We start from the raw sequence: 11,906 nt of genomic DNA on the forward strand, positions 1-11,906 counted from the left end.
TCTTGGCAGTGTGACGTCACTAACTTCGCTACTAAACTTCGCTCCCCATTACAGCTCAATGTTATAGATATAAGCATTTGACTCATATCACACCTCACTGCTTAGACAGACACTTCCATTCGTCTGCTTTAGTTAGCCTACTGCGTCCCTCCATCACTACATACTCTAGTACAGGAATATCAACCTGTTGTCCATCGGATACACCTTTCGGTCTCTCCTTAGGTCCCGACTAACCCAGGGCGGACGAGCCTTCCCCTGGAAACCTTAGTCTTACGGTGGACAGGATTCTCACCTGTCTTTCGCTACTCATACCGGCATTCTCACTTCTATGCGTTCCAGCGCTCCTCACGGTACACCTTCTCCACACATAGAACGCTCTCCTACCATACCTATAAAGGTATCCACAGCTTCGGTAAATTGTTTTAGCCCCGGTACATTTTCGGCGCAGGGTCACTCGACTAGTGAGCTATTACGCACTCTTTGAATGAATAGCTGCTTCTAAGCTAACATCCTAGTTGTCTGTGCAACCCCACATCCTTTTCCACTTAACAATTATTTTGGGACCTTAGCTGGTGGTCTGGGCTGTTTCCCTTTCGACTACGGATCTTAGCACTCGCAGTCTGACTGCCGACCATAATTCTTTGGCATTCGGAGTTTATCTGAGATTGGTAATCCGGGATGGACCCCTCACCCAAACAGTGCTCTACCTCCAAGAATCTCTAATGTCGACGCTAGCCCTAAAGCTATTTCGGAGAGAACCAGCTATCTCCAAGTTCGTTTGGAATTTCTCCGCTACCCACAAGTCATCCAAGCACTTTTCAACGTGCCCTGGTTCGGTCCTCCAGTGCGTCTTACCGCACCTTCAACCTGCTCATGGGTAGGTCACATGGTTTCGGGTCTACGACATGATACTAATGCGCCCTATTCAGACTCGGTTTCCCTACGGCTCCGTCTCTTCAACTTAACCTCGCATCATATCGTAACTCGCCGGTTCATTCTACAAAAGGCACGCTCTCACCCATTAACGGGCTCGAACTTGTTGTAGGCACACGGTTTCAGGTTCTATTTCACTCCCCTCCCGGGGTGCTTTTCACCTTTCCCTCACGGTACTGGTTCACTATCGGTCACTAGGGAGTATTTAGGGTTGGGAGATGGTCCTCCCAGATTCCGACGGGATTTCTCGTGTCCCGCCGTACTCAGGATACTGCTAGGTACAAAGACTATTTTAAATACGAGGCTCTTACTCTCTTTGGCTGATCTTCCCAAATCATTCTTCTATAATCTTTGAGTCCACTTTGCAGTCCTACAACCCCGAAGAGTAAACTCTTCGGTTTGCCCTCCTGCCGTTTCGCTCGCCGCTACTAAGGCAATCGCTTTTGCTTTCTCTTCCTGCAGCTACTTAGATGTTTCAGTTCACTGCGTCTTCCTCCTCACATCCTTAACAGATGTGGGTAACAGGTAGTACCTGTTGGTTTCCCCCATTCGGAAATCCCTGGATCATCGCTTACTTACAGCTACCCAAGGCATATCGTCGTTTGTCACGTCCTTCTTCGGCTCCTAGTGCCAAGGCATCCACCGTGCGCCCTTATTAACTTAACCTTATTTTCTGACCTTTCAGTCATAAACTCTTTTAATACTACAGCGTTTCGGTTTATTTTCTTGTTACTATTTGATATAGATATTCAATTTTCAATGTGCATTACTTGGTGATCTCTCACCAATGGAGCCTAGCGGGATCGAACCGCTGACCTCCTGCGTGCAAAGCAGGCGCTCTCCCAGCTGAGCTAAGGCCCCACAAGACCTCTCAAGACTAAACAAGACCAATGTGCAGTTCCTTATCCTTAGAAAGGAGGTGATCCAGCCGCACCTTCCGATACGGCTACCTTGTTACGACTTCACCCCAATCATCTATCCCACCTTAGGCGGCTGGCTCCTAAAAGGTTACCTCACCGACTTCGGGTGTTACAAACTCTCGTGGTGTGACGGGCGGTGTGTACAAGGCCCGGGAACGTATTCACCGCGGCGTGCTGATCCGCGATTACTAGCGATTCCGACTTCATGTAGGCGAGTTGCAGCCTACAATCCGAACTGAGACTGGCTTTAAGAGATTAGCTTGCCGTCACCGGCTTGCGACTCGTTGTACCAGCCATTGTAGCACGTGTGTAGCCCAGGTCATAAGGGGCATGATGATTTGACGTCATCCCCACCTTCCTCCGGTTTATTACCGGCAGTCTCGCTAGAGTGCCCAACTGAATGATGGCAACTAACAATAGGGGTTGCGCTCGTTGCGGGACTTAACCCAACATCTCACGACACGAGCTGACGACAACCATGCACCACCTGTCACCTCTGTCCCGAAGGAAAACTCTATCTCTAGAGCGGTCAGAGGGATGTCAAGACCTGGTAAGGTTCTTCGCGTTGCTTCGAATTAAACCACATGCTCCACCGCTTGTGCGGGCCCCCGTCAATTCCTTTGAGTTTCAACCTTGCGGTCGTACTCCCCAGGCGGAGTGCTTAATGCGTTAGCTGCGGCACTAAACCCCGGAAAGGGTCTAACACCTAGCACTCATCGTTTACGGCGTGGACTACCAGGGTATCTAATCCTGTTTGCTCCCCACGCTTTCGAGCCTCAGCGTCAGTTACAAGCCAGAGAGCCGCTTTCGCCACCGGTGTTCCTCCATATATCTACGCATTTCACCGCTACACATGGAATTCCACTCTCCCCTCTTGCACTCAAGTTAAACAGTTTCCAAAGCGTACTATGGTTAAGCCACAGCCTTTAACTTCAGACTTATCTAACCGCCTGCGCTCGCTTTACGCCCAATAAATCCGGACAACGCTCGGGACCTACGTATTACCGCGGCTGCTGGCACGTAGTTAGCCGTCCCTTTCTGGTAAGATACCGTCACAGTGTGAACTTTCCACTCTCACACTCGTTCTTCTCTTACAACAGAGCTTTACGATCCGAAAACCTTCTTCACTCACGCGGCGTTGCTCGGTCAGACTTCCGTCCATTGCCGAAGATTCCCTACTGCTGCCTCCCGTAGGAGTCTGGGCCGTGTCTCAGTCCCAGTGTGGCCGATCACCCTCTCAGGTCGGCTATGTATCGTCGCCTTGGTGAGCCGTTACCCCACCAACTAGCTAATACAACGCAGGTCCATCTGGTAGTGATGCATTTGCACCTTTCAATCGATTATCATGCGATAATCCATTTTATGCGGTATTAGCTATCGTTTCCAATAGTTATCCCCCGCTACCAGGCAGGTTACCTACGCGTTACTCACCCGTTCGCAACTCATCCGCTCGGTGCAAGCACCAAGCTTCAGCGTTCTACTTGCATGTATTAGGCACGCCGCCAGCGTTCGTCCTGAGCCAGGATCAAACTCTCATTAAAAGTTTGAGTTCTCACTCATTTCTGTCACTGACAGATTTATTGTTTTTTTCATTGTTCAGTACTACAACATTAGTTGTAGTGCCCTGCACATTGGTTCGTCTTGTTCAGTTTTCAAAGGTCTTTGTCACTCAATCTCTCTCAAGCGACAACTATATTAGTATATCACAGCTAACTCTCTCTGTCAACAGTTTTTTGAAACTTTTTTGAACTTTTTTCATCAAGTGTTCCATCCGCAATATACCATAGTCCGTACGGGATTCGAACCCGTGTTACCGCCGTGAAAAGGCGGTGTCTTAACCCCTTGACCAACGGACCTGAGCTTTTCAACTCTTTCTATTATACCTACTTTTTCCCCTTTGTCAAGAACTTTTTTCCTCTTTATCGAAATTCTGAAAAAATAAGGGGAAAAGAGCCAGTAAAACTGACTCCTTCTATTTATCTTGCCAATTAGTCGCACGTTCCTCTCCCCACCAGTATGGGATTAACTCGGCAACTTTGATTGTTTTTCTTGTTTTGTAGTCCATCATGAACTCTGCTTCTTTATTTTCAGCATTCAATTCTAAGAGAAATTCTCTGCATGCGCCACAGGGCATACCTGATCCTTCGCCGTAGGGAGGTTTATCTCGAAAGGCGAGGATTTTCTTAACTTTAGTTTGTCCTGAAAATTGATACATATTGAAGAGAGCCGCTCGTTCTGCACAAAGATGAAAAACGCCACAAGTGCCCTCCATACAGAATCCTGTGAAGATTTGACCATCTTCTGCTTCTACCGCAGCAACAACATGATTAGCATAAACAAAGTCAGAAACTTCATGGGGATTGAATAGGATTCGTGCTTCTTCATACATCTTTTCCCATGTATCCATTGGAAGTCCTTTTTATTTGGAAATCTCTTTCAGCATATTATCGATATGCTGAATTGACTTTTCACGTCCGAGTAAGAAAATGGTGTCTGGTAATTCTGGTCCATGCATTTCACCTGATACAGCAATACGAATCGGCATGAAGAGATTTTTTCCTTTGATACCTGTTTCTTTTTGAACTGCTTTGATTTGTGGGAAGATGTTTTCTGTCACAAATTCATCGTCTGTCATTGCTTCTAGTTTCGCTTTGAAGGCTTCTAGAACAACCGGAACGGTTTCTCCTGCCATGACCTCACGCTCAGCGTCTGTCAACTCTGGGAAATCTGAGAAGAAAAGATCTGTCAATGGAACGATTTCATCCACTGACTTCATTTGTGGTTTGTATAGTTCCACCATTTTTTCAGACTTGTCAGTCAAACGCCCTGCTTCTTCTAAGTAAGGTTTAGCCATTTCAAAGATAGTAGCAAGTTCTGCTTTCTTGATGTAGTCGTTGCTCATCCAGTCTAGTTTCTTCTGATCAAATGCAGCTGGTGACTTGCTGAGACGATTTTCATCAAAGAGTTTAATCAATTCCTCACGAGAGAAAATTTCATCTTCGCCACCTGGATTCCAACCAAGAAGGGCGATAAAGTTAAAGACTGCTTCTGGCAAATAGCCTTTTTTACGGTAGTCTTCTATAAACTGAAGGGTATTGGTGTCACGTTTAGACAATTTTTTACCTGTTTCAGAGTTGATGATCAAAGTCATGTGACCAAACTCTGGTGCTTCCCAACCAAGAGCCTCATAGACCATGAGTTGTTTTGGAGTATTAGCAATATGGTCATCACCGCGGATAACGTGAGAGATTTGCATATCGTGGTCATCGATCACAACGGCAAAATTGTATGTTGGGTAACCATCTTTCTTTTGGATAACCCAGTCACCACCGATGTTGCCACCTTCAAACTCGATATCACCTTTGACCATATCATGCCATTTGTAGATACCAGACTCGTTAACAGCCAAACGAACAGTTGGGATGATACCAGCTGCTTCACGTTCTGCGACGTAAGCTGCTTTTTCTTCTTCGCTCATGCCAAGATATTCATTGATGTAACGTGGTGTTTCGCCAGCTGCTTCTTGGCGTTCGCGCTCAGCTGCCAACTCTTCTTCTGTAACGTAAGATTTGTAGGCTTTTCCTTCGGCTAGCAATTGGTCGATGTATTTTTGATAGAGTTCCAAACGCTCTGATTGGCGATAGTTTTCATGAGTTTCTGGACTTTCATCCCAGTCAATCCCCAACCAGCGAAGATTTTCAAGCTGTGAACGTTCCCCATCTTCGACATGGCGTTTACGGTCAGTATCTTCGATACGAATGATAAAAGTTCCACCATGATGGCGTGCGTAAAGGTAGTTAAACAATGCTGTACGGGCATTTCCGATGTGTAGTAGTCCTGTTGGACTTGGTGCGTAGCGTACGCGGATATCTTTTGACATAGTTTCTCCTATAAAGTCTCTAGGCGTCTGCCTTTTTGCTTTCTATATTATATCACAAGTCTCGCCTGAGTCCAATGTCTACGAATAAAGAGAGTAAAAAAGAGTGGACAAGCCACTCTTTTCTTTTATTATAGACGTGCGTTAAGCTCTTTGCTCAATTCTTCAAATCCTGGTTTTCCAAGAAGGGCAAACATGTTGCGTTTGTAAGCTTCAACACCTGGTTGGTCAAATGGGTTGATGGCATTCAAGTAACCTGAAAGGGCGATAGCCAATTCGAAGAAGTAGATAGTGTATCCAAGAGTGAAGGCATCTTGCTCAGGAAGAGTTACGTACATGTTTGGTACGTCACCGTCAGTGTGGGCAAGAAGAACACCGTCAGTTGCTTTTTTGTTAACGAAGTCAACGTCTTTTCCCTGAAGGTAACCAAGTCCATCAAGATCTTCTTCCAAAGTAGGGATAATCACGTTCTTACGTGGTTTGTCAACACGGACAACTGTTTCAAACATGATACGAGTTCCTTCTTGGATAAATTGACCCAATGAGTGTAGGTCTGTTGAGAAATTAGCTGAAGTTGGGTAAATCCCTTTTTGGTCTTTTCCTTCTGTTCAGGCACCCCTTGTGGATGCATCTGCTGGAAATTCCCTTGCACTGACTGGCTAGTTTGATTGACTTGCCAATCAACCACTGCGTCATCTATTTTTTCTAATTTAGACCCAGAAGCCTGGACTTTTGGTCCAGGCTCTGAATCAATTTTTTAGACTTTTATTTTTCTAAATTGCTTGATTTGAAATTTTATTATGGTTAAGCAGTTTCAAAAATCTGAATGGTAGAATCTTTATCAATTACTACCGCTTGATCTGCTACAACATGGAGTGTACCAGGAAGGCTCCCCTCTTTTGAACCATCAAAAGAAATCGTGATATGTCCCAGTCCAGTTAAATTTTTTTCTACTACATTTCCTACGGAACTAATCGAATATTCCTGATTATCTACCACCAGCTTGCCACCTTCTAGTATTGAACCTAGCAGATTTTTGTTATCAATCTTAAAACAATACTCTGATAAATCTTCTGGTGCTTCTTCTCCAAATAAAATGAGCATATTGGCATCTTGAATCATATTCTGAGCTTCAGACCCTACTTGAATTACTTTAGTTTCAAAAATTTTCTTCATCTGATTTCTATTCATACTTTCTCTAATTTGTCATAAACTTAGGCTTATAGATAAGTTTAACATAATAGTTCTCTGTTTTCAGGCATCTATCAAAGGTCTACTGATAAAGACCAATACTAGCTATCCAAGCAACTAGCACCCGCGGAACACCATTGAGAAAGCGTGAATAAAGTACCGAAGGGACACCAACCTCAACTGTTTCAGCCTTGGCTTCAGATAGGCCGAGTGCTACAGGAATGAAATCACAACCGTTTTGAGTGTTGATAGCAAATAAAGCTGGCAGAGCCATTTGGGGCGGAATAGTCCCTTTTCCGATTTCGACTCCAATTAAAGTTCCAATAATCTGACTAATAACAGCTCCGGGACCTAACAAAGGAGATAGGAATGGTAAGGAACAGATAAAGCCAATTAAAACGAGTCCCCAGATGTTCCCCGCTAGGGGAACCATTAATTTTGCCAGCCAATTTCCAACACCAGATCCTTGAATAACCCCAATCAGCAAGGAAACAAAGGCCATGAAAGGAATTATTGTATTGAGCATTGTTTGGATGGCTTCACGAGCAGCCTGGTTGAAAGTTGCAACGACCTTACCAGCCCCCATCCCAATTCGTGCTACAATACTTGTTTCAGCTTTTTGCTCTGTAATTTTTTTACTAGTATCGTAAGTTGGCTTTTCAGTTACCACAGTTGTCGCTTTTTCGTCTTCATTAGCAGCAGAAATTTGATTAAGGCCAACTGCTGACACATAGATTTCCTCGGTTATATATTGAGCTAGAGGCCCACTTTTCCCTGTAGCAACAATATTTATTGTAGGGATTCCCTTTTTAGGATAAATACCACAGCGAAGAGTACCGCCACAATCCACGATTGCTAAAGCAATTTCCTCATCTGGGATAGAAGTTTTAAACCCATTAACAGCTTCCATACCGGTCAAATCAGCAATTTTATCTACAATATCTGGCTTTTCTCCGCCGCCAGTAATATAGATGAATTTATGCTTAGCTTCACTAGGTGTAATGACCAAAGGTCCTCCGAAACCGCCATTTCCTTTAACAACTTTTATACTCTTATATGACATAATTTCACTCTTTCTATAAATCAAATGTTTTACTCAAGGTAACACCTTGCTGTTTTGCTACATAAGCAGTTGTAAAATCGGTTACCCAACCACCTACAAAGTTCATGACAAGCCCAACAAGCATGTAACGAATGGCTAAGTCCATTTGACTTAAACCTAAAGTTTGAATTCCTGTCGCAATTCCCATCCATACAAATAATTCCCCAGGATTGATATGTGGAAATACACCATTTGAAGTATGGCAAAACTGCATCTGAGCTGCTACAAAACTAGGTTTATAATATTCTGGTAAGAAACGTCCCATACTGATTGCCATCGGATTTCCCAGCATAAAAGCTGAAATGAAAGGTAAAATCATATACCGGCTAACAGGATTTTTGGCAGAAATCTTAGCCAAGGAATTGACCTTCTCTTCTCCCAAGAAAGCGATAAGGGTATTCATTGCAATCAATAGCATCAAGACAAGAGGTACAATATTTGTCATCCAGCTAATAAAGGTTTCTCCACCTAATTGGAAGAGTTTCATAAAACTCTCTGCAAATTTTGTAATGTGATTCATAAGGAACTCCTTTTCTTATTTTTTTTAAATAACTGTTTAATAGATAATTGTAAGTAATTCGCATAAAAGCCGAATCCCAGAAAAGAATCAGATGAACTTGTCTCTTTCTCAATACCTGCCTCATGCCAAAGATAGACTTTTCTAGCATCTTCTATGGCTGATTGCATCAACTTATTTTCTTTTCTCACAAGAGGATTATACTTGTCAAAATAATGGATGTCTTCTCCAACATAATCGTCCATATTTTGAAAACGCGCTAAGATTGTGACTCCTTGCATTTTGCTAGCTTTAAGAACCCGACCGTTTTCATCAACCGCGAACATGACAATCGTACCGGATTTTATTCTTCCGGACTTTCTGCCAATCGCTACGCGCCCCAGTTTTCGGAGCATCGTATAGGTCTTATTGAAGTCTTTGAGTTGCTGCCAGCCGAGGAACATTTGAAATATATAAGCTGCCATGACAAATACAGCGAAAATTATTAGCGAATTCATTAAAATACTCCTTTGCTCTTAGAAAATGATAGAAACTCTGTCTCTGTTTCTACAGCCCTCAATGCTTCTTTTAGAGAAGGCTCTCCTGCAATTCGAAAAATGTCGTCATACAATTCCAGCAATTCACTTTCCATTTTTCTTTCAATTTCTGAGGGTATGGCGACTAGAAAGATAAATTCAATCCATTCATCTCCTTTTTGATAAGGCTCTTCTAGTTTTCCAAACATTAAAATAGTCTTTGCATAACCCTGGTTAATTGTATGGGGGAAGGCAATTCCTCCACCAAAAATGGTTGATTGCTTTTTCTCCCTATCAATTATCCGATTTCTAAAACCTTCATCAATCATCTGAAGTTTCTCTAACTCTGAAATCATATTTAGCAAGTATTGCTGATAGGTTTTTTGGGGGCTCAACCGAAGAAAACGTAAGCTGACTGTTTCTAGATTTTTTTGATGAAAAGCATTGGCCCTCTGCCATTCTTCCTGCAGCCATTGATCATCAAAAAGATGATTAACTTGAATGACTGGAGATTTAGAATCTTTATATTTTAGAGGAACTGTCGTAAAAATCGCGAAATAGTCCTGATTTAAATCCACATTAAAATCCTCTTCAGAATACTGAGTAATGTCTACATCATTTCCAAGGACTCGTCTGAGTTGCTGAATAATCATCGCAGCAGTTCCTCTTCCTGTTGTGCAAACTACAGCTATCTGCTTGCGATAACCCTTAACAGCAGAATTTTGCTTTCTTAAAATCATTTCAAAATACAAAGCCAGATATCCGATTTCAGATAATTCCATTTCAGAACCAAAAATTGCAGATAGTTCTTCTCCAGCTATTTTTGCCATTTCAAAAGCAAAAGGATATTGAGTTTGAACCTCGCCATGAAATATATCATTAGCTTGCACATGGAAAATCAGTCGATTGATTAAGGGGCCTAGATGAGATTTGATTTCTTCAAATAATTCTTCATCATCAAAGTGAACCAACATTGTTTCTTTGACTTTCTTGACAATCCCTTGAAAAATATTTGCAAGCTGTTCAGATTGATAAGATGTCTTGCTTAAAGTGTCAATAAAACGGACATTAAACGGAAAACACAAAAAGTCTATCTCAAACTGACTGAGAGAAATCTTATAAGTCATCTCAATATGATAGATTAATTTCTCAGCTAAAGGTGTCTCTGTTAAATCATTCCTATAGTAAGGAATAGGACAATTCAACACTCTAGATGTATGAATACGCTCCACCATAATTGAAATGGTCTTTCGAAGGAGTTCCTGTGTTTCTTTAGGGATTTTATAGTCCTGGACTAGCGTCTCCAGAAAAGAAGATGTTGCCTCAGTGAGTGTCCTTCCTTCAAAGTAAGGAGCCACTTGGTGAATATAGAGCAAGCGCAAATTCAGCTCGCTCCCCAAGACCTCCAGCCCACGGTTGGGCTTTCCTGAAATAGTGATAGAGTAACTCTCTGCCAAAGATTTTACTTGTTTTAAATCCTTATTAAGGGTACTTCTACTAACACCTACTTCCTCAGCCAAGTCGTCAATAAGAAGAGGGGAGGTTGACTCAATTAAACGTTTTAGCAAATAGGCAATTCTTTTACTGGAAGAATTGAAGTCACTCTCCTGTTTTAAACTACCAGATAAAATCCTTTCCAACTCTGTATAGTCATACACTTCTAACATTAACTGATCATCTTGTGCGATAATCTGGATATTAGGAGCCAAAACATCATTTAATTGTTGGATACTCTTTTGCAAGGTTTGCAAGCTAATATCCAGTTCTGAGCGCATATCTACCAAGGAATAAGTTGGCTGTGAGACCATTTTTTCTAAAATGTTATACCATCGATTTACTAAGGTCAACTCTCTTCCTCACCTTCATTTTTTTAACCGCGAGTTTTCCCTCCAGCAATATTTGTAGTGACTCCAGTTATATAGCTAGAACGATCTGAAATATAGAATGCTACAAGATCAGCTACTTCCCGTAGTTTACCACTTCGTCCCAAAGGAGTTGTTGAAGTTGAAGCATAACCAGCTCGAATATCTTCTACCGTCTTTCCACGGGTATAAGCAAGAGCTTCCTCATAAGAAAGAGTTCGAAGCCCCGTAGCTTCCATAATTCCTGGAGCAATTCCAACCACACGTACACCATGCTTACCCAGCTCTTTCGCCCATGAACGAGTGTAACTATAGACTGCTGCTTTTGTTGCAGCATAGGCACTTTGTCCTTCAGAACCTTCCAAACCTGCTTCTGAAGCCATGTTCACAATTACACCTTTTCTATTTTTCACTAAAATACGTCCTACTGCCTGACTAACCAAATACAAACCTTTTTGATTAATCATTGTTACTTTTTCAAACGTTTCATCGTCTAACTCGTAAGGACCTTTAGGATTTTCTGCATCAATTAATAATCTGGGAACATTAATCCCTGCATTATTGACTACCGCATCAATATTGCCAAATCTTTCAACTATTTTGGCAACACCCTCTTCTACTTCAGAGCGAGAAGTTACATCAACTTTTACAAATAATAGATTCGGGTGACGCAAATCGTTGTCGCTAAGATCAAAATTCGCTACATTGACTCCTAATTCCAGCAATTCTTCAACGATTGCCTTACCGATCCCAGATGACGCGCCAGTCACAAGAACTGTTTTGCCTTTTATGTTTAACCAATCATTCATTTTGATACCTCTCAAATTTTATTTACAAGGCAATTATACAGCGCTTTCATAAAAGAATTAAGACACTCTTTTTTACACTTTTAAAAAAAATAATAAACTAATTAAGAGGCTTGTACTAAAAATCCACAAGAAATGAACTTGTGGATCTTTTTATATTCTAAATGAACTCAAAGCATATGA

General features: G+C 42.1%; 8 protein-coding genes, 2 tRNA genes, 2 rRNA genes and 1 pseudogene (1 of these 13 running past the window's edge). All 13 read right to left on the minus strand.

Annotated elements, in window-relative coordinates:
* Positions 1 to 1,599: ribosomal RNA gene (locus STO1_RS08915) — 23S ribosomal RNA — on the minus strand; it reaches 1,304 nt to the left of the window's first position.
* A 122-nt stretch (positions 1,600 to 1,721) separates the two neighbouring features.
* A tRNA-Ala gene (locus tag STO1_RS08920) sits at positions 1,722 to 1,794 on the minus strand.
* Positions 1,795 to 1,845: 51 nt separating this feature from the next.
* Positions 1,846 to 3,394, minus strand: a 16S ribosomal RNA gene (locus STO1_RS08925).
* Together the 16S and 23S rRNA genes with 2 tRNA genes alongside form the textbook arrangement of a ribosomal RNA operon.
* A 243-nt stretch (positions 3,395 to 3,637) precedes the next feature.
* Positions 3,638 to 3,709: transfer RNA gene (locus STO1_RS08930), tRNA-Glu, on the minus strand.
* Positions 3,710 to 3,825: 116 nt separating this feature from the next.
* Positions 3,826 to 4,260, minus strand: coding sequence for a cytidine deaminase family protein (locus tag STO1_RS08935; RefSeq protein WP_096422863.1), 435 nt, complete (start codon positions 4,258 to 4,260; stop codon positions 3,826 to 3,828).
* A 12-nt stretch (positions 4,261 to 4,272) separates the two neighbouring features.
* Positions 4,273 to 5,733: a glutamate--tRNA ligase gene (gene gltX / locus STO1_RS08940; protein WP_096422865.1), complete on the minus strand. Its 1,461-nt coding sequence runs from the start codon at positions 5,731 to 5,733 to the stop codon at positions 4,273 to 4,275.
* Positions 5,734 to 5,861: 128 nt separating this feature from the next.
* A pseudogene (pgi, locus tag STO1_RS08945) lies at positions 5,862 to 6,338 on the minus strand (glucose-6-phosphate isomerase); the annotation flags it as partial.
* A 196-nt stretch (positions 6,339 to 6,534) separates the two neighbouring features.
* Positions 6,535 to 6,906 (minus strand): PTS glucitol/sorbitol transporter subunit IIA, encoded by a 372-nt coding sequence (locus tag STO1_RS08950; protein ID WP_033585537.1) that lies wholly within the window; start codon positions 6,904 to 6,906, stop codon positions 6,535 to 6,537.
* 97 nt (positions 6,907 to 7,003) lie between these two features.
* Complete coding sequence (locus STO1_RS08955; RefSeq protein ID WP_000120696.1) at positions 7,004 to 7,984, minus strand: PTS glucitol/sorbitol transporter subunit IIB; 981 nt, start codon at positions 7,982 to 7,984, stop codon at positions 7,004 to 7,006.
* A gap of 13 nt (positions 7,985 to 7,997) precedes the next feature.
* On the minus strand, positions 7,998 to 8,543 hold the full coding sequence (locus STO1_RS08960) for a PTS glucitol/sorbitol transporter subunit IIC (RefSeq protein ID WP_049490108.1): 546 nt from the start codon (positions 8,541 to 8,543) through the stop codon (positions 7,998 to 8,000).
* Positions 8,540 to 9,037, minus strand: a complete 498-nt coding sequence (locus STO1_RS08965) for a transcriptional regulator GutM (RefSeq protein WP_002893984.1) — start codon at positions 9,035 to 9,037, stop codon at positions 8,540 to 8,542. The genes STO1_RS08960 and STO1_RS08965 overlap by 4 nt, the downstream gene beginning before the upstream one ends.
* The gene (locus tag STO1_RS08970; RefSeq protein WP_080976170.1) at positions 9,037 to 10,863 is read right to left on the minus strand and encodes a BglG family transcription antiterminator; all 1,827 of its coding nucleotides are present in this window, start codon (positions 10,861 to 10,863) and stop codon (positions 9,037 to 9,039) included. The genes STO1_RS08965 and STO1_RS08970 overlap by 1 nt, the downstream gene beginning before the upstream one ends.
* Positions 10,864 to 10,925: 62 nt before the next feature.
* A complete protein-coding gene (locus tag STO1_RS08975) occupies positions 10,926 to 11,726 on the minus strand; it encodes an SDR family oxidoreductase (RefSeq protein WP_001000838.1) in 801 nt (266 codons plus the stop codon).
* Between the last annotated feature and the right edge of the window lie 180 nt (positions 11,727 to 11,906).

The sequence above is a fragment of the Streptococcus oralis subsp. tigurinus genome (assembly GCF_002356415.1).
GTDB lineage: Bacteria > Bacillota > Bacilli > Lactobacillales > Streptococcaceae > Streptococcus > Streptococcus oralis_F.